The 17,190-nt window shown below is 40.2% G+C and carries 20 protein-coding genes; 6 read left to right on the forward strand and 14 right to left on the reverse strand.

Annotated elements, in window-relative coordinates; all coding sequences use genetic code 11:
- Positions 1-541: 541 nt before the first annotated feature.
- From R2I63_RS09970 to R2I63_RS09990, 5 genes are all read right to left on the reverse strand, one after another.
- Positions 542-838, reverse strand: coding sequence for an RNA recognition motif domain-containing protein (locus tag R2I63_RS09970; protein ID WP_316357402.1), 297 nt, complete (start codon positions 836-838; stop codon positions 542-544).
- Between the two features lie 16 nt (positions 839-854).
- Positions 855-1,229, reverse strand: coding sequence for a hypothetical protein (locus tag R2I63_RS09975; protein WP_316357406.1), 375 nt, complete (start codon positions 1,227-1,229; stop codon positions 855-857).
- A complete protein-coding gene (locus R2I63_RS09980; protein WP_316357409.1) occupies positions 1,226-1,705 on the reverse strand; it encodes a disulfide bond formation protein B in 480 nt (159 codons plus the stop codon). Before R2I63_RS09980 ends, R2I63_RS09975 begins: the two co-directional genes overlap by 4 nt.
- Positions 1,706-1,824: 119 nt before the next feature.
- Positions 1,825-2,307, reverse strand: a complete 483-nt coding sequence (locus R2I63_RS09985) for a conjugal transfer protein TraD (protein WP_316357410.1) — start codon at positions 2,305-2,307, stop codon at positions 1,825-1,827.
- The gene (locus tag R2I63_RS09990; protein WP_316357411.1) at positions 2,294-2,545 is read right to left on the reverse strand and encodes a hypothetical protein; all 252 of its coding nucleotides are present in this window, start codon (positions 2,543-2,545) and stop codon (positions 2,294-2,296) included. Before R2I63_RS09990 ends, R2I63_RS09985 begins: the two co-directional genes overlap by 14 nt.
- Positions 2,546-2,789: 244 nt before the next feature.
- Here R2I63_RS09990 and R2I63_RS09995 point away from each other — a divergent pair, with 244 nt between their 5' ends.
- From R2I63_RS09995 to R2I63_RS10010, 4 genes are all read left to right on the forward strand, one after another.
- A complete protein-coding gene (locus R2I63_RS09995) occupies positions 2,790-5,882 on the forward strand; it encodes an AAA family ATPase (protein WP_316357412.1) in 3,093 nt (1,030 codons plus the stop codon).
- A gap of 33 nt (positions 5,883-5,915) precedes the next feature.
- Positions 5,916-6,131 carry a hypothetical protein gene (locus R2I63_RS10000; RefSeq protein WP_316357414.1) on the forward strand — a complete coding sequence of 72 codons (216 nt, stop codon included), beginning with the start codon at positions 5,916-5,918 and terminating at the stop codon, positions 6,129-6,131.
- Positions 6,132-6,194: 63 nt separating this feature from the next.
- Entirely contained in the window at positions 6,195-6,332 is a 138-nt protein-coding gene (locus R2I63_RS10005; RefSeq protein WP_316357416.1) for a hypothetical protein, read from the forward strand.
- 48 nt (positions 6,333-6,380) lie between these two features.
- Complete coding sequence (locus R2I63_RS10010; RefSeq protein ID WP_316357419.1) at positions 6,381-7,322, forward strand: Rpn family recombination-promoting nuclease/putative transposase; 942 nt, start codon at positions 6,381-6,383, stop codon at positions 7,320-7,322.
- A gap of 240 nt (positions 7,323-7,562) precedes the next feature.
- On the opposite strand, the gene R2I63_RS10015 is transcribed toward R2I63_RS10010, so the two are convergent.
- Positions 7,563-7,943 carry a hypothetical protein gene (locus tag R2I63_RS10015; protein WP_316357422.1) on the reverse strand — a complete coding sequence of 127 codons (381 nt, stop codon included), beginning with the start codon at positions 7,941-7,943 and terminating at the stop codon, positions 7,563-7,565.
- A 126-nt stretch (positions 7,944-8,069) separates the two neighbouring features.
- Positions 8,070-8,174 carry an IS3 family transposase gene (locus tag R2I63_RS10775; protein ID WP_445083695.1) on the reverse strand — a complete coding sequence of 35 codons (105 nt, stop codon included), beginning with the start codon at positions 8,172-8,174 and terminating at the stop codon, positions 8,070-8,072.
- Between the two features lie 26 nt (positions 8,175-8,200).
- Between R2I63_RS10775 and R2I63_RS10020 the strand changes: the two genes are divergently transcribed.
- Both R2I63_RS10020 and R2I63_RS10025 read left to right on the forward strand, forming a co-directional pair.
- Positions 8,201-8,569, forward strand: coding sequence for an IS630 transposase-related protein (locus tag R2I63_RS10020; RefSeq protein WP_316356278.1), 369 nt, complete (start codon positions 8,201-8,203; stop codon positions 8,567-8,569).
- A complete protein-coding gene (locus tag R2I63_RS10025) occupies positions 8,556-9,026 on the forward strand; it encodes an IS630 family transposase (RefSeq protein ID WP_316359762.1) in 471 nt (156 codons plus the stop codon). Before R2I63_RS10020 ends, R2I63_RS10025 begins: the two co-directional genes overlap by 14 nt.
- Before the next feature lie 329 nt (positions 9,027-9,355).
- On the opposite strand, the gene R2I63_RS10030 is transcribed toward R2I63_RS10025, so the two are convergent.
- From R2I63_RS10030 to R2I63_RS10060, 7 genes are all read right to left on the reverse strand, one after another.
- The gene (locus R2I63_RS10030; RefSeq protein ID WP_316357425.1) at positions 9,356-10,138 is read right to left on the reverse strand and encodes an ABC transporter permease; all 783 of its coding nucleotides are present in this window, start codon (positions 10,136-10,138) and stop codon (positions 9,356-9,358) included.
- 1 nt (position 10,139) lies between these two features.
- Positions 10,140-11,036: an ABC transporter ATP-binding protein gene (locus R2I63_RS10035; RefSeq protein WP_316357428.1), complete on the reverse strand. Its 897-nt coding sequence runs from the start codon at positions 11,034-11,036 to the stop codon at positions 10,140-10,142.
- Entirely contained in the window at positions 11,033-11,494 is a 462-nt protein-coding gene (locus R2I63_RS10040) for a DUF2227 family putative metal-binding protein (protein WP_316357431.1), read from the reverse strand. Before R2I63_RS10040 ends, R2I63_RS10035 begins: the two co-directional genes overlap by 4 nt.
- A 93-nt stretch (positions 11,495-11,587) precedes the next feature.
- The gene (locus R2I63_RS10045) at positions 11,588-12,457 is read right to left on the reverse strand and encodes a hypothetical protein (protein WP_316357435.1); all 870 of its coding nucleotides are present in this window, start codon (positions 12,455-12,457) and stop codon (positions 11,588-11,590) included.
- Positions 12,454-13,317: a hypothetical protein gene (locus tag R2I63_RS10050; protein ID WP_316357436.1), complete on the reverse strand. Its 864-nt coding sequence runs from the start codon at positions 13,315-13,317 to the stop codon at positions 12,454-12,456. The genes R2I63_RS10045 and R2I63_RS10050 overlap by 4 nt, the downstream gene beginning before the upstream one ends.
- Positions 13,318-13,491: 174 nt before the next feature.
- A complete protein-coding gene (locus R2I63_RS10055) occupies positions 13,492-15,471 on the reverse strand; it encodes a hypothetical protein (RefSeq protein ID WP_316357438.1) in 1,980 nt (659 codons plus the stop codon).
- Positions 15,472-15,555: 84 nt separating this feature from the next.
- Positions 15,556-17,136: a peptide ABC transporter substrate-binding protein gene (locus tag R2I63_RS10060; protein ID WP_316357440.1), complete on the reverse strand. Its 1,581-nt coding sequence runs from the start codon at positions 17,134-17,136 to the stop codon at positions 15,556-15,558.
- Positions 17,137-17,190: the final 54 nt, after the last annotated feature.

Here is a 17,190-nt window from a genome sequence, read left to right on the forward strand (position 1 = left end):
GGGCTCATTAGAAGAACTAGGAATATAAAGGTGGACAGCCAAAGGGTTAATTTAGAAAAAAAGTAATTATCTTTCCCTACGCAATAATCTAAAAAACTTTCCGAAAACAAGTAATAAAAGCACCAAACTGTTCCCAAGGCGAACAGAACGAGGAAAGCCAAAAGAAAAAATATGGTTCGTTTTTTGGGTTTCTGATAAATTTGAGCTAGCTGAGTCATAACAACCTCCGGTTTAGGTTAGACTGATTTGGTTAGCTCTCAAAGTGATCTGATACATCATTTTGAGAGCGTTTTTTCTTATCCCTCTTTTGAAACGATTTTATATCTTTCAAATATTTATGTCTCGAGTCTTATTCTATTTTTTAAACTTTGTTCATGGTTGCTCTTTAAAAATTGATCTCCCTAGGGAATGGATCCTAAAGGGAGGGTTTAAAACAATCTTCCCTTCATGATTAATCCGATGGTGGCCTATTCAGCCTAAAGAGAAATCTAGCTTTAGCGGGGGTTAAAGGCCCACCCACATGGAAACAAGCTCTAAGGACCTAGATTTTTTCAGCAGCCTTTTCTCTCCATTTTTTGGAGATGAAAACATGCTTAAAAGCAGGTTTTTTCTGATACGCTTTTTTAACAGAGAGGCGTTTCCCTTCCAAAAATTGCCCGTTGAGTTTCTCTATCACCGTTTGAGCCTCTTCTTCAGAAACTGTCACAAACCCAAACCCTCGTGAAACACCCTCATCCTGGATAATCTTCACTCCTTGAACATTCGCATACATTTCCACCAGCTTTTTTAGCCCTTCCTTGTCTAAATTCAACGGGAGATTCCCCACATAAAGATCCATAGATCCTCCTACAACTCTAATACATTCTAATGTTCTCAAACAAATCCAGCTGTAAACTCTCTCTTTTAGGAAGCATTAAGACCTCTTTAGAGAGCTCATGTTTGATTGTTTCTTCAATTTGCCCCCATACCCCAGCCTCCTTAAAAACAATCGAAGGGACGAGCCTCGGTTTGATCCCAGCCTTTTTGTTTGAATGGATCCTAAAGGGAGGTTTTAAAAGGATCTTCCCTTCATGATCAATCCGATAGGTGATATTTTTGACATCCATTTCGATCGGGCCTAAAAGCAGATGTACCTCGCAAGTCCCTTTGGAAAGGTATTTTTCGCTATCAGCTTTTCGTCTAAATTCCTCTGGATAAAACCTGTTCACAACCACTTGTGTTTCCATCATAAGGCTCCCATCAGACCTTTCTTCAAGCTAAAACGATACCCCAGTCCTAAAACTAAAGTATGAAGCATTGCATTCAATAGAGAAACCGGCACACCAAAAATAGACCAGGCTATATCAGAACATTTTGAGGTTTTTAGCATCATTGAAAACTCCTGCGTCGTATCAAAGCCCTTCTTCAATGTGCAAAAATCTGGCAAAGCTCCCATCTGCATTAAAAAATGTCCCATCCCAAGGACTACTCCTAAGGCTAAACATACCTGCGCCACCTTAAAAAACCCTTGTTTGTAAGAGCTTAAGAGGCCAAACCCAGAGTTCACAATCAAAAGAGCAAAGGGAATCCTCTGAAGCTTGCACATCACACAAGGTTTTAAATGGAAAACATGCACAGCTGATATGGAACAAGCTAGAGCAACCGATCCAATAGCAATCATCGCTAAAAACCATCTGTTCAAAAAGATGCGCTTCGAGGTTTCCATCTAAACAAACACCAACTGATCGCCCTCAACTGCCCAAAAGCAAAGCTCCAGTTGATCAAAGTGGGGATTTTCCAAAGATCTTTTCAAAAACGCTAGCATCTCGTTATCAGAAGCCATATTCACTCCTCCTCTACACTTTTAGACGATTGACTTCCTACAGCTTGCACCTGATGGTCAACCCCCTTAAGAAGCTTTTCTAACTGCACTTTTTTAGCAAACCCTTGCCACTCCTTCCTAAAACGGTTCCACCGCAGTCCCGCCTGCCTGATCTCCGTCTTAATCTTCTTTTCCGGTTCCTCAGCAAACGTCACAATCAACGGCTCCCCATTTTTCTTTTTATCCCTATCAAGAGCCTCAGCACCTTTTTTTGTCCACCGTTTAAGCGTCCCCTCCTCTTTTTCCTTCTCCTTGATTTCAAGAAAAGCTCCCAAAAGAGTATTCGTGTTCAAATGATCAATTCCGGCTTTCGAAGCAACCCCACCGACTTCAATCAGAAGCCTCGTGCGGTTTTTACGCTCTTTAAGCTTCAGAAGCCTTTCCTGATGCTCAATACGAGACTTTTTTAGCTTAAGGGCTTCCTTCTTTTTTTCAAGCTCGTTCATTTTCACAATCTCCAATGTTTGTATACCCAACCTCATTTCTCCCTTCAATAGAAAGCGAAGCGCCCTGATATGCCGAGGTGCTCAGCAGAGCTTCCGAGGACATGCCGTTTTCTTTTTCAAAGTTCCCCCCTTTCAAGATCCCTCTTAATTCATTATCTGTTAAAGATCTTCCAATCCGTCTTTTCCTTTGAAGCAACTCTACCACTTCTCTTCTTGAGGCATCGAAATGTTTTTCCATATAATAACTTTCTATTTTTTATACATCGTAACCAAAGTATCCTTTAACGAAAAGGACTTTTACCTCTCGGTTGTGTTTTTAAGTTTACATAAATTAGATTTAGGGCGTTATGGCTATTAATCGCTAGATTAGAGACATACGCAATATGCACCATACTGGTGCTTGCTTTTGTTAAAACTTGCAGAAAAACAAAAAGTTTGTTTTGATAACGTTAGATAAAGATCTAAGAATAAGAAAAAATAAAATGGCAATAGGACAAGCAAGGAACGAATTTGTACAACGCTCTAAAGGGCAGAATATCTGTCATAAAGCTGCCTATATTGATCGCTCTCGATTAGAATTTGAAGGTACGAAGTTTCAACATAGAAAGCTTTATGACTATTCCAATAGAGAGGCTCCTTTAGCCAAAAAAATTATGCTTCCTGAAGGCGCAGACGAAAAGTTTTTAAATCCCGAAATTCTGTGGAATGCTGCCGAGGAAATCGAGAAGCAACACAATTCACAAGTAGGAATGGAACTAGTCATTGCCCTTCCCGATGACAATGTGATCACTGAAGAAGATCGCATTATTTTAACTGAAATATTTTCTCAAAAGTTTGTAGATAAGGGGCTTGCTGCGCATTACGCCATTCACAGCCCTGATGATAAAGAAGATCATAACTGGCATGCCCATATACTAGTGCCCACAAGAACATTTTCAGAAGATGGAGAAAGTCTTCACTATTTGAAAGATAGATCCTTGCAAAAAGAGATCTCTAATACCCGTTGGGGAGAGATTTGGACAAAGATACAAAACGACTATTTTAAAGAGCTCGGTCTAGATCTACGTGTCGATCCCAAGTCGCTAAATCCCCAAGAGCATCTAGGAGCTGTAAGACTTCGAGGGAACTGCCTAGAAATGTTAGAGCGACACGCGGAAATTCAAAAGAAAAACGTCATTGATGCAAGTGATCCATCTAAAATCTTAAAGGCGATTTCCAACGAAAAAGCAGTATGGCAAGTCCAAGATGTAGAGCGGTTCATGGCTAAACATACTCCTCATGAGAAGCTGGAAGAAGTGCGTGATCTATTTTGGAAGCAAATAGAAATAGTGAAGCTCCAGCAGAAAGATTTAAACAGTCGATATCCTTGCTACAAAGACATAGGGAAATTCACAACCAAAGAAGTGCTTGAAGAAGAAAAGCAGATCGTTCGCCGCTGTGAAAAAATCAACGATATCGAACATATTAAGCTAAAGGACAAACACCTAGAGAAATTCTCAAGCTATCTGAGACCAGAACAACTCCAAGCTTTTAAAACACTCTCTGGAAGAGAAGGTTTATATGTATTGGAAGGTTATGCTGGTACAGGGAAATCTCACGTTCTAGAGGCGTTAAAAAAGTCTTACGAAGCAAAAGGAATCAGAGTACGAGGGTTTGGTCCTGATAATGCCACCGCCAATATTCTCAAAGAAAAAGGCTTTAATGCTGAGAATGTTCCTAGATTTTTGTACGCTCAAGAGCACGGCCACAGAGAGATCAAGAGCAAAGAGCTCTGGATCGTCGATGAAGCTGGAAAACTTGGGAATCAAGCGCTTAATGAACTCTGTAGGGTAGCTCACGCCCACAAAGCCAAGCTTATCCTTTCCGGAGACTCTTCCCAAATGCCCTCAGTTGATAGAGGAGGGATGTTTCAGGCTCTAGCAGAAAAATATGATGCTTCAAAACTGCACTCTATACAACGCCAAAGCTCTCAAGAGCAACGATCTATAACACAAAGCTTTGCACAAGGAGATATTGAAGCCGCATTAAGAGGGTTGAGCAAGGAAAAATGCCTGCACTTCGAAAGAGACAAAGCTAGCGCAATGGAAAAGCTCATAGTAGATTGGTCTTTCTCTCATTACCTCGACACATCTAAGTCCTATGAAAAATCCTTAATCCTCGCAACCACCAATCGAGAAGTCCATGTACTCAATCAAGCGGCTCACGACGTACGCATGGTTAAAGGAGAGCTGAAAGAGCAAGAATATTCCTGCAAGACAATGTTTGGCTGTGTGCGCGTCTCTGAAGGAGATCTGATTGAATTCAGGCAGAATGATCGCGCTATTGGTGTAACAAATGGGCTAAAGGGAGAACTTGTTAAAGCTGAAGAAGACCGTTTTGTCGTAAAGCTTGATCAGGAGGGAAAAGACAGTTCCAAGTACACCAAGATTGTATCTTTTGACCCAAAAGAATACGGCTCTTGGCAACTAGGGTACGCAACGACTACTTTTCGATCTCAAGGGAGAACGGTAGAGGACACCTACGTTCTCCACAACTCGCTCAATGGAAAACAGACTTCCTATGTCGCTATGTCCAGGCACAAAAAAACTGTCAGTGTTTACATTGACAAGGAAGAGTGTGGAGGTTTTGGGCAACTGCAAGAGCAATGCTCCAAAGACGCCTCTAAGGAATCTACACTCTATTTCCACAACGAATATGATTTGCAGAAACAGGCTGAGAGGGAGAAATTTGATCACGGGCTTGAAAAAGCAAGAGAATATGGCACTAGGTGGACTCGTGTTAAAGCATTTGGAAGAGAGTTAAAGGCAAACATCCAGGAAATATTAGACGACCGTCGGGAAAACAGAGCTGACAAATCCGATAGCCATGATTTCTATCAAAACACTTCAACCGAAAAATCTGATCTTTCCCAATATGGTGTATCAAAACTTCCTGAGATTGAAGTCTATGCTATTGAAAAAAAATCCCTGAAGCCAATAGAGAAAGACATGGAACATCAGCTCGAAGAGTTGCGTATACGAGAGGCTGTGTTAGAGAGGCAAGAAATGCAGCTTAAAAAGCTCGCAGTCTATCAAGAGCATTGCCAATCTTCAGGGATGGAGACCATTCAAAATATCGAAAGCCTCTTCACCCCTGAGAATGAACGCTCAGTAGTTGTCCTGTGTCAGTCTCAATTAGAAGCAGATGAGTCTTCTAGACTCAATAAAGAAAAAGGCTACGTGTTTGTTTCTATGGAAAGCAGAGGTTCTTATGAAAATAAGATGCCAGTAGAGGACTCGCTCCTGTTTGACAAAGAAAATAACGTTGACCTTTCCATCTTAGAGGATAGAAAATTATTGGTATGGGGAAGTGAGTTAGAGCGCCTGGAGATACTGGAGCAACTAGCGATTCATGAAAGTATACATGCACGAGAAACCGAGCATGATTTTCTTTCCTCTGAAGCTTCTCAAGACATGCAGTCGCAAGAAGTTCTGGGCTCTTGGTCTGATCTGGAAAAACAAGAAAAACAACTAGATGTTCAACTTGGCATTGAACAAGAAGAGCAGCAGCAAAGAGGGTTTGAGCTAAGTCTTTGATGCACCAAAAAAAAATTTGCAAAGGAGAAAACTATGCAAACAATGGAAGAATTGCAACACCCAGTAAGGTGGGATGTTAATGCAAGGTCTAAAGATGAAGAAATCGTCTTGAAATCAGTAGAGCCTGAGCAAGAGATGTTCAATCGAGTCGCCTTTGGAGGAGAGCGGATTCTCTATAATTTGAATGGCGCAGAGGTTGCCATTGTTCCTCTAGAGGATTATGCGGTTTTAGAGGGGATAGACCAGTAATTTTTCAATGACAGAGAATATCCTCCTTCCTATACTGGGTATTTTAAATAGAGCTGGTCTTTTATGGATAGTGATGAGGAAAATTTGAACGCAGCCGATGCATTGGACTGCGTGAAGAAAGATTATGAATACACAACAGAGCTTGAGTTTATGATATCCACAAGAGCCAATTTCCTGACCTGGAAGGATTTTGAATACTAAAATCGCTTAGGGGAAAAGTCATTGAAAGGTTTTTCTATGGAGAGTACAATGGAGCTAATTCGAAAGGAAGAGGACTTCATGTCACACAAAATCAATCCGCGGGTAGACCTAGCCTTCAAGAAAATATTTGGCACCGAAGACAACAAAGACCTGCTCATATCTTTGATTAACTCTATCGTAGGAGAGGAGGATCAGGTTGTCGATGTGACCCTGCTTAATCCCTATAATCAGAAGAATTTCAAAGAAGACAAGCTCTCAATCCTCGACATCAAAGCCGAAGGAAACCACGGAAAGAAGTTCAATATTGAAATTCAAATTGCCGATGAGGCTGACTACGACAAAAGAGCTCTATACTATTGGGCGAAGCTGTATACAGATCAGCTCAAAGAAAAAGATGACTATGGAACCTTAGAAAAAGTCATAGGGATCCACATTTTGAATTTCATCTCTATCTTGGACTCTGAAAAGTATCACAATGCTTTCCATATCACAGAAAAAGAAACGGGTCTCCATTACTTTAAGGAATTGGAGCTTCATACAATAGAACTGAAGAAATTCAATGACAGCCTAGGGAAAGAGTTTGAAGATATTGGATCCAAAATTCAAAGTGCCTTAGACCTCTGGTCTGCGTTTCTCCTCAGAAATGATCTCCTTAGCAAAGCTAAATTACCAGCTTCCTTAGATGACGCTCCAGTGAAAAAAGCGATTGATGTGCTCAATGTCATGAACTTTTCTGATGATGAGCGCGAAATTTACGAGGGTCAGCTCAAGTGGCTGAGAATCGAAGCAAATACCCTGAAGAAATATGAAGAAAAAGGTCGTGAGAAAGGGCTTGAAAAAGGACGCGAAGAAGGGCGTGAGGAAGGTGAAAAAAACAAATCTCTAGAGATTGCTCGTTCGATGTTTAATGAAAACCTTCCGCTTGAACAAATATCGAGATTAACGGGTTTGGGTGAAAAAGAGCTGAAAAATATCAAAGGATCGGAATGATACGGAAAAAATTAGAAAAGTGCGAAAATTTCTCTCTTTAAAAGAGCTCTAGGATCCGATATCTGAATGTGGGTAATGTGATCCTGATAATGAAATAAAAACCTTCGCAAAAGCGCTTAAAATCAATACTTTGATTCATAATACATCACTTTGCATCATTATGATTCAAAATGCAACAGAATGATTTATGTGTCTAAAAGAAAAAGAGCCCTAAGATAGAGCTCCATAAAAGTATAAAAACTATCTTTTTTCTAGAACTGCGACTCTTCCTGCAATATCGATTTTATCTAGAATATGTTTTTCCATAAGATCTATTCTTTTTTCCAAGTGATCTTCAGAATCTTTTATCTTATCTTTAAGTTGATCTCTTGTGTCATCTATTCTTCCATGAGTATAGTTGGCTCCAAAAGCTGCTCCTCCAACTATTGATAAGCAAGTAAAGCCAAACTTGTAGAAATCGCTATCTCTTTGGCTTTTTACCTCTAAGTTTGATTTCAAGAGAGTCTCTACTTTTTCTTCTAAAATTCTTATTTGCTCTGAAGAACATTTTCTTGATTGTCTTGATAAATTAACAGATGTTTGTTGTGCTACTCTCATTGCAGCCGGTGCTACTCTCATCATAACCCTTACTCCTTGTTTAGTAATTTTATTGTTTCTAAAGATCATACTCCATGTGCTGATTAATCACCATCCCAGCAAATATTTTACCAACTAATTATTGACCTTGCCCCGATTTTGTGGACGGTTTTAATATAGGCTTTTTTGGTACTTTTCTTCAAATTTTGTTGGGCTTACGTATCCCAATGTTGAGTGTCTTCTTTTAGTATTGTAATAACACTCTATAGCTAAAATATTTCGTTTTAGTTATAATTTTTTGAATGACATATTCGCTAGATTTTAGAAAAAAAGTTCTATCGATCCGAAGCAAAGAAAAATTAAGCTTTGCCCAAGTAGCAAGACGCTTTGGAGTAAGTGTAAATAGTGTGTTTCTCTGGTCTAAGAGGTTAGAGCCGAGGCGCACTAAAATCAGACCTGCAATAAAGATTGATAGAGAGATCTTGATGGAGGATATCAAGAAATACCCTGATGCCTTCAACTATGAACGAGCACATCGTCTCAACGTAAGCACTTCAGGCATTCGGTGTGCCATGAAGAGGTTAAGAATTAGCTATAAAAAAAACTCTCAACCATCCCAAGGCCTGCGAAACAAAAAGACAAATCTTTCAAGGAAAAATCGCAGAATATAAACGTTTGGGAAAGCCAATTGTATATATTGATGAAAGCGGGTTTGCCCATGATATGCCTCGCACCCACGGTTACTCCAAAATAGGACAACGATGTTTTGGCACTCATGATTGGGGAGCAAAAGGAAGAACAAATGCAATAGGGGCATTACTTGGAACAAGCCTCCTTACACTTGCGTTATTCGAGTGCAATATTAATACAGATGCCTTTTCCATTTGGGCAGAGGAGGACTTGCTACCGAAACTTCCCTCTGAAAGTATTCTGGTTATGGATAATGCTTCATTCCATAAAAGCAAATCTATGCAAGAGAAGATCCACGCTGCAGGCCATACCTTGGAATATCTTCCTCCCTATTCCCCTGATCTAAACCCTATTGAACACAAGTGGGCACAGGCAAAGTCTAAGCGAAGAAAATATCAATGTGGAATAGACGAACTTTTCAAGGAGCACTGCCTATAACTAATTTAAGTCACTTTAGCTATAATGACTGGATTTGAGGTTTCTTGGTCGAGACACTTGGCAAAGAAGCTGACATATTAGATTTAAATCCTTATATTCTTGTTATAATTGCCAAAGATTATAGAATACCAAAGAGAATAAATAATTACCTTGTTTAGATGTCAATATTTGATCGATCAGATCTTGACGTGAGTTTAAAAAATCCTTAGTCTTTTCGAGGTGAGTCTTCAAGGGATTCTAGAAAATTCTTACTTCTTCGGATCAAGTTCATCTTATCATTATTCAAAATGCTGAAAGGAGAGGGAAAAAGGGGATTTTATTCTCTGAGTTTAGCGCATATAGCGCGGACCATTTCTTAGACTACAGAGCGCCAAAATATAACAGACCAGAAAAAAAATGAAAGTTACAACGCCGGCAATGCCAAGATGTATATCCGTACTACCGAGTATTCCATAGCGGATTCCGTTGATAATAAAAAAGAGAGGGTTGAAGTGGGATGCAGATTGCCAGAAGGAGTGCATCCCCTCTAGGCTAAAGAAAACACCACCTAGGTAAATTAAAGGGAGGAGAATTAACATGCTCACCGCTCCAACGTGTTCGAAGCTCTTAGACCACATGCCAATGGCAATCCCAAGATTTCCGAAAGCCAGTCCTCCAAAGATTAAAAAATAGATAAAAACAAGAGGGTTGGCAATGGGAAGAAAGTGACCCATTTGGAAATAGTAGAATGTCTGCCCCACGCAGTAGGTAATAAGCCCTACAAAGAGCCCTCGTGTTAAAGATGAAAGAGTTTTAGCAGCGCACAGCTGCTGAAGTGAAAAGGGAGTCACCCGAAGATCTTGAAGCTCGTTCACATATTTTTGCCCCATAATGGCACTTGTTGAATTGTCGAATGCATTTTTAATAAGCGACATTGCAATGAGCCCAGGAATCAAAAAAGCAAGATAAGGAATGTTATTTTCTAAATGGATGGAATGTCCTAAACTGACACCAAAAATCAGAAGGTAGAGGATAGAGTTAACAATAGGCGCACCCACTGTTTGAAGAGGAACCTTCAAAAAACGAGCAACCTCTCGCTTATAGAGACCTTGAGCTTGCAACCACCGATTCATCTCATTCCTCTCCTCTTAAAATTGTTTGCATCACATCTTCGAGCGTTCCCATTTTGATATTGACATCTTGAATGCAGTTCATAGAGATTGAGGCTTCTTGAAATAATTGAGAAAGAGGCATTTCATTGGGGACTTGAAAGTCAAGGAGGTGATCACTTTGAGCTGTAAGAAGTGGATGGGCTATTTTTCCAAGTGGAGAACATAGCGTTACGTTTACCTTTTTTGAAGAGTATTCCTGCAGCATTTTCTCTGTTGTATCTACCTTCCTCAGGCGGCCATGGTCCAGTATGCCAATTCTATCGCAAAGAAGCTCAGCCTCCTCCAAGTAGTGAGTTGTTAAGAGAATGGAGAGGTTCTCTTTTTTTAGCTCCTGAATAAACTTCCAAAGAGAGGCACGCAATTCAACATCGACCCCTGCTGTTGGTTCATCAAGAAGAAGGAGCTTGGGTTTATGAAGAAGTGCTTTAATGATCAAGAGGCGCCGCTTCATTCCACCACTGAGCTGATTTACCAGCTTTTTTCGGTGGTGATAGAGATGAAGTTTATCAAGGAGGTACCTCAGGTGTTCCTTATCGAGAGGAATACCAAAGTAAGTCGCATGGTATTTTAAGATCTCCTCCACGGTAAAAAAACCGTGATGGATCAGTTCTTGTGGAACAAAACCAATATGAGCTTTTGCGAGGCGAGGTTTTTTTTGGACGTCGATTCCAAAGACTTTAATCGACCCTTCTGAAAAAGATTGCAGAGTGACGATATTCGAGATAATTGTTGTTTTTCCTGCTCCATTTGGTCCTAAAAGTCCGAAGACTTCTCCTGGGTGAATCTCGAAAGAAACCCTTTCTGCAGCCACAAGCCTTCCATACTTTTTTGTGAGATCTTTAATGACAAGGGGAGTCATTTCACCTCTTTCATATCAAGCAGAAGATGGCCCCAATCAGCCAGGCAAATGCCGCCAAAACCATAGAGAATGAAGGGTTGATAGTGTTTGTAAAACTTTAAAATAGAGCCCTTAGTTGGGAGTGACTTGTAAACAATAAGGAAAGCAAGGGCTCCCCACGCTAAAAGCCATGCAATGCGGGTAAAAGATCCAAGGACCAAATTATGAGAGAGGCCTCTATGGTTAAAAACCTTTGAGTAAGAGCGAAAAGGAATACTTAAGACTCCCCGAATGGACATTAAGCGAATCTGATTTGCAAGATCCATATCGGGGTTCATAAAGAGGGTGCTGTAGGCAAACGTTCCCGCGAAAGTGAACATAAGATTTCTTGCAGGGTGAAGAAAATAGTACATGGCCCCCATAAGAATAGGGAGTGCTATAAAGAGGTTGAATTGAGCATGCTGTTTGTACATTGCCATATGAACTTATCTCTCGGTTTTTTTGAGTATCCAAAGAAAGACCCAGCAACTGCTTTTACGGAGCAGAACTCGTTAAAGTATATGGTATATAAATTAAGGGCAATGATTTTCTATAGACTGCTCAAGATAGGAAACCAGTTCAGAATGATTTTTTTCCAGGTAATCCTTGAGGTCAAGCGTTGCAATTGTAAGCTCCTTTCTGCTCGGTGACTTCGGGACTGCTGGGTAAAGCTCTCCAATATCAATCTGCATAACCTTTCCATCTAAAATCCCTAGATTCCTTTCGCAGTTGATATCATCATCTCCAATCCCCCGCTCATTTCTTAAGATTAGGTAATCTAAAATCGCATCGATTGTTTGTTTTCCCTTCTCTGAAGATTCACTCAGCACATCAAAGATACGGTGGGCACGCTTTTGAATCAGAAATTCCATATCATCCAATTTGAGTACAAGCTTTTTTTCTCGGGAAGAAAGCAAAGTAATGGGCTTTTTGAGATAGTTTGTTTTTGTGAGGTGAAGATAGAGAACCCCACAATGATCTTGAAGTCTTTCGTGAGCAAGCTGATAACTTTGGTAGAGGTGTAGTCGTCGATAGCGGTGGCGGTTTAAGGTTTCATTTCGGATCATTCGAATACGCTCAGATAAGGGAAGAAAGTTCAAAATATACCGCGTTCTCATATGCTTTTGCTTAAAAAACTTTATGACGATCTCACCATCTTCGGAGACAAATGCGTAGCATTCCTTTCCACTTCCAAGAGGGGAGAAATTTTGCGCGGAAACCCGATCAAGGAGAGCTGCTTGTTCAGGGTTTGGCAATCCAAAATCCCACCGGGAATCATATCCGTAAAGAGAATGGATTTTTTTATAGGAGAATCCCTGAGTTCTCATGATACAAGAGACGTAAGTCAAGACACATAAAAAAATTCCAAGGGCAATAGCGCCAGGCAAAATGTACTTTTTCATTTGTACTGCTCAATTTGCTCGGCGATTTTACTCTCAACCTCCGAAAGGTGTTTTGGGGCGTGCATCTTTAAAAAGTCTCGGATTTGGTAAGAGAGGATTTTAAGCTCCTCATAAGTAGGGTTGGGATCCTGGTTTGTGCGAAACTCTCCTATATCGATTTCAATTGCTTGTTTATTCACAAATCCAAAGTTTTTGAAAAACTGGAGATCCTTATCATAAATTCCTTTTTGACTTCGCGATGCAACAATCTCAAAGAGAGAAATAATCGCTTTTTCTGCTTCCTTAGATTGCCCTTTTTTGTACAAATTCTTTAGGTGTTGAAAGACTAAGGTTGCTTTTTTTTGAATCAAAAACTCCATTTCATCAAGGGAGATTTCAAGCGTCGCTCCATTTTGATCAATTAAGGTAAGTGAGAGGTTGAGATTATCGGTTTTATTGAGATGGAGATAGAGTATCCCAGTTTCTTCTGGAAGTTTTTCAAAAGCAAGTTTGTAACTACTGAAGGAGTCCTGCCTTTCCTTCATTCTTCGATCAATCTTTCCCGTTGGATAGAATATTCTTTTAGCAGGAATAGAGAGAGAGTCTGCCCATGTTTTGGTTCTCATCTGCTTCTGTTTAAAAAACTTGATAACGATTTCTCCATCATCAGAGACAAAGGCGTAGGTATGATTTCCACTTCCAAGATAATGACATTTCGATCCAATTAGAGAGGCGAGCTCCCTTTGAGACATTGAATTTTCCACTTCCCATTCAGGAGCAGGAGCATGATAAGAGGTAATTTTTTTAAGAGTGAATCCTTTAGGACGATCACATCCGATAGAAAAAGCAATAATCGAAAAGACAAGTAGCCATTTTTTCATGTGCATCAGTTTATACCAATTCCAAGAAATAAAGCATCAAATTCTTCTTGATCTTTTTCCAGAGAACAACCCTTTCGACCTTACTAACCAACAAGTGATTAGTTGCGATCTCCGAGAACAGTTCTTTGAAAAAATCTTCAAGTCAATTTGATGCTTTATTTCATGGAAATGGCATTACACAAAGAGCGCTAAATCGTCTAGGATTTCTGCTGTGTACGTTTCTGATTTAGGAAGAATAAGACCAAGTAGGTGAAGATCAAAGACCTTAAGAGATGTCAAAGCAATCGCATTTCCCCCAAGAGGAATTCTCTCTCTAATCTGATCAATTTCAAGCTCATTTACCGATGCAATGGCAATTAGAGTATAATTTTCAGTGTCTTTTTTCAGGATATGTGTCTGCTCCACCAAGAAATCTTTATCTAAAGCCACTAAAAAGAGCTCAAAATGATTTTTTAATACTTGTGGAGAGGTAAGGCTTTGCAAGTAGGGAGGAGAGATAGAATAGAAGTAGTTTTCAATCAAGCTATCATGAAGAGGCTCTTCCAGAAGCTCTTTAAAAGCTCTTAAATTTTCGTATTTTCTATTGACCATTCCTCCATTGTAATCATGGAGGTAGTAAACGTGAGACTTGATGAATGAAAATACGTCTGTGCGTGCTTTTGCAATGTCTCGAGACCCTTTCAAAATCTTCATTTCATAAAGATAGATTTCTTTGATATAGCGCTTACCCAAGATTCCAGCAACCTTGCGCTCCTGTTTTCGAATCGTAATAGGTGGGCAGGAGGTAAGTTTAAGCTCATCTTCATTGTTTTTTCGCGCGCGAGCAAGGATGACAGAAAAATGATAATGTGTTTCCGTCGCATCGTGATATTGGATAATGACTTCTGAGGGATCATGCACCGAGGAAAGTTCTTTAGAGAGGGAGAGAATGCTTCGCATCTTTTCTTCATCAACAGAGGAGGTAAGAACCTTAGGGATTTGGATTCCACTTTTGATCTCCTTTGGAAGACGCTTTTTCAGAAGTCTTAAATCCTCACCGGTAAATGGTTTTCCTCCTCTCTTCTGGAACTCGAGATAGAGAAGCCGAATGCCTTCAACTTCCTCCTCATTAATCACATTACTGCTAGGCACAAGTTCAACTGTCGGAACGAGAGATGAGACCCTATCAAGAATATCCTGAACTTCTAAGACTTCATGTGGATCAATAAAATTCACCCCAACCAGGAGAGCGAGAGTGGGAACATTCTGGAGAGTTGTTGAGAGAAGCTTGAGACTTAGGTGGCGCTCATTGGGTTTTGTATGTGTCGTATAGGCCAAAATTTTTTGGAACAGGTACAGATAAGAAATCGTTTTAGTTAGATGGGATAGTAAGCGATGAGCAGTAAATTCTTCATGGAATAGAATCGAGAGCTTTTCCATCTCCTTAAAAATAAACTGGTCGAAGGTTTCAGGTTTTGTATCGATATAGGGAAGAATGTGATCGGGAATCTTATCTGGGTCGTGTTCATGCAGTGCTTTTAGAAGGAGGTTTTGCACATCACTAAATAGGGCTTTATTGATAGGTTTTCGAATCAAGGACTCGAGGTTTTCTGAGAGGACCATGCGCTTTTCTTCAACAGAAAGTCCTTTTGCAAGAACCAATTTCCGAGCTTTTTCAACGCCTAGAATAGACAGTCTAATCTCCTCCTCAAAATGACGGAAATTCTTTTTGATGGCATAGAGTTCCTTGAGGCTTTCTACCTCAATAAAAATCTCAATGATATAATACCTTTGCTTGGGCTTGACAATGAACTTAAAGCTAAGGGACCGAAGAAAAGAAATCGGCATTTTTTTTTCAGGAAATAGCTTTTGAGTGATCATATCGCACAAAAAAGGACCGACCCCATGGGTATTCTCTCTCCTAGTAAGTACCGTTAGAGAAAGAGTACAAGGAGCATCGACCTCTTCCGAAAGGGCAACAATAGGAAGCGCTTCATTCAACTTCTCAAAATTCGAATCTATAGGAATAAAGTTGGAAGTTTCATGAATTGCAATCACTGATTCTGGAATGGTTTCTCTGACCAATTTTTCCATAGAAACGACAAATGTGTCGAATCCTGGGTGAGAGTGCTTAAGCGGCGCTGCCGCTTTGATTTTAAAAAAGTCGATTTTCATTTACCCACCATGTGAATTGAAAAACAAATTCTATAAATCAATGCAGAATTATTTGCAAATCGTTAAGAAAAGATCAGGGAAATATTAATCTAAGGAGACAAAGGCTTTGTGAAACTGCATATCTCCCATTGGGGAGATGGAGAGACCATGAAGGCGGGGACTCTTTACATAGACAACATGGAAATGGTAAAGGGGAATGATGGGCATTTCATCCATAAGCAGGGATTCGGCCTCTTCAAGAAGCGTGACTCTTCCCTCTTTGCTTGCGTAGTAAGAGGCTGAAAGAAGTTCAGAATAGTAGGGATTTTTCCAGCCGCTGTAGTTTCGAAAGGCCTCTTTTCCGTTAAAGCGTTCAAGAAAGGACATGGGATCGTGGTACTGTCCAACCCATGACATTTGGGCAATTGAAAAATCGTGGTTATAGAGTTTTGTAAGGTGGGATTTAAATTCTAAGGCTTGAACATTAATATCTATTCCGAGGACTGACTTCCAATAGTTTTGAAGGGTAATGGCTAAATTTCTGTGGAGCTCAGATGTGAAGTAATAGTAAGTGACTTTGGGAAACTCTTGCTTTGTGATTCCAAGCTCTTCAAGCCCTTTGTGAAAATGATGCTGAGCAAGAGCCTTTTGATGATCTAAAAAGAAAGTGGTTACGGTTTCTTTAAGAACATGAGGAACGGGACCCGAGGCAACATCGTCATACATCTGAAAAAGATTTTTTGTGATTTTTTCCCGATTAATTGCTAAGGCGAAAGCCTTTCGAATATGAACGTTATTGAAGGGGAATCGGTTTACATTAAAGGTGCAAAGAGTTGTTCCTGCAATTGGCTTCTGCCTGATTAAATCACTCTTTTTAAGGCTCGCAACTGCATCAAGGGGAAGGGTTGAGGTCAGGCCGCCAACAACATCAAGCTTTCCTTTTTCAAAAAGGTTAAGCGTTGTTCTTTCATCGCTTATCATTGAGACCGTGATTTTTTCTAAGTGGACCTTGTCAGCATTCCAGTAGTAGGGGTTCTTAACTGCAACAATTTCATCGTCATTTTTCCAGGATATAACTTGAAATGGCCCGCAGGAAAGGACTTCTCCGGTTTGATTAGGGTGTGGGACTTCATCACCATGAAAGGGGACTGGAAAATAGGTACAAAAAGAGGTGAGTTCCAAGAAATATGGCGTGGGGCGTCCAAGGCGCACAAGAAGCGTTCTTTCATCAAGGGCCTCTATTCCTACCTTATCAAGAGAGCACTCCCCATTTTTTGCCCGCTCTGCATTTTTTATGGGAAAAAGAAGATGTGCAGATTTTGAAGTGAAATCAGGACTCAGTGCTGCCTTCCATGCGGACTCAAAGTGGTAAGCTGTAAGGGGAGATCCATCTGACCACATCGCAGGCCTTAAGAAAAAGAGGTAGCTTCGCTTGTCTCTTGAGATTTTAACCTGTTCTGCTAAGGCATACGATACCGTTCCATCTGCTTCTAGGTGGGTGAGTCCCTCATAAAGCATGAAATTAAGTGTTGTGGTGACAGGATCCGTGCCTTTTCTAGGGTCAGCAGTAAAGGGGCTATAGCTAAAATTAATCGCTATCGCCTGGCGCTCTCCACCATGCTCCTTCTTCTGGCAAGAAGCCGCTGCAAACAAAAGTAAAATAGGAATAAAAAAATGCCTTATCATCAAGTGGATAATAAGGCATTGTACACATTGTGTTCAAAGAAAAAAGCTTACTAA

Source organism: Candidatus Neptunochlamydia sp. REUL1, assembly GCF_963457595.1.
Lineage (GTDB): Bacteria > Chlamydiota > Chlamydiia > Chlamydiales > Simkaniaceae > Neptunichlamydia.

Bases quoted from the DNA above. Each gene is read 5' to 3' on its own strand.
- R2I63_RS10030 (WP_316357425.1), bottom strand. From the start codon at position 10,138: ATGAATCGGTGGTTGCAAGCTCAAGGTCTCTATAAGCGAGAGGTTGCT.
- R2I63_RS10050 (WP_316357436.1), bottom strand. From the start codon at position 13,317: ATGAAAAAATGGCTACTTGTCTTTTCGATTATTGCTTTTTCTATCGGA.
- R2I63_RS10045 (WP_316357435.1), bottom strand. From the start codon at position 12,457: ATGAAAAAGTACATTTTGCCTGGCGCTATTGCCCTTGGAATTTTTTTA.
- R2I63_RS10010 (WP_316357419.1), top strand. From the start codon at position 6,381: ATGGAGCTAATTCGAAAGGAAGAGGACTTCATGTCACACAAAATCAAT.
- R2I63_RS10000 (WP_316357414.1), top strand. From the start codon at position 5,916: ATGCAAACAATGGAAGAATTGCAACACCCAGTAAGGTGGGATGTTAAT.
- R2I63_RS09980 (WP_316357409.1), bottom strand. From the start codon at position 1,705: ATGGAAACCTCGAAGCGCATCTTTTTGAACAGATGGTTTTTAGCGATG.
- R2I63_RS09985 (WP_316357410.1), bottom strand. From the start codon at position 2,307: ATGAACGAGCTTGAAAAAAAGAAGGAAGCCCTTAAGCTAAAAAAGTCT.
- R2I63_RS10040 (WP_316357431.1), bottom strand. From the start codon at position 11,494: ATGGCAATGTACAAACAGCATGCTCAATTCAACCTCTTTATAGCACTC.
- R2I63_RS09970 (WP_316357402.1), bottom strand. From the start codon at position 838: ATGGATCTTTATGTGGGGAATCTCCCGTTGAATTTAGACAAGGAAGGG.
- R2I63_RS10035 (WP_316357428.1), bottom strand. From the start codon at position 11,036: ATGACTCCCCTTGTCATTAAAGATCTCACAAAAAAGTATGGAAGGCTT.
- R2I63_RS09975 (WP_316357406.1), bottom strand. From the start codon at position 1,229: ATGATGGAAACACAAGTGGTTGTGAACAGGTTTTATCCAGAGGAATTT.
- R2I63_RS09995 (WP_316357412.1), top strand. From the start codon at position 2,790: ATGGCAATAGGACAAGCAAGGAACGAATTTGTACAACGCTCTAAAGGG.
- R2I63_RS10055 (WP_316357438.1), bottom strand. From the start codon at position 15,471: ATGAAAATCGACTTTTTTAAAATCAAAGCGGCAGCGCCGCTTAAGCAC.
- R2I63_RS10060 (WP_316357440.1), bottom strand. From the start codon at position 17,136: ATGATAAGGCATTTTTTTATTCCTATTTTACTTTTGTTTGCAGCGGCT.
- R2I63_RS09990 (WP_316357411.1), bottom strand. From the start codon at position 2,545: ATGGAAAAACATTTCGATGCCTCAAGAAGAGAAGTGGTAGAGTTGCTT.
- R2I63_RS10020 (WP_316356278.1), top strand. From the start codon at position 8,201: ATGACATATTCGCTAGATTTTAGAAAAAAAGTTCTATCGATCCGAAGC.
- R2I63_RS10005 (WP_316357416.1), top strand. From the start codon at position 6,195: ATGGATAGTGATGAGGAAAATTTGAACGCAGCCGATGCATTGGACTGC.
- R2I63_RS10015 (WP_316357422.1), bottom strand. From the start codon at position 7,943: ATGATGAGAGTAGCACCGGCTGCAATGAGAGTAGCACAACAAACATCT.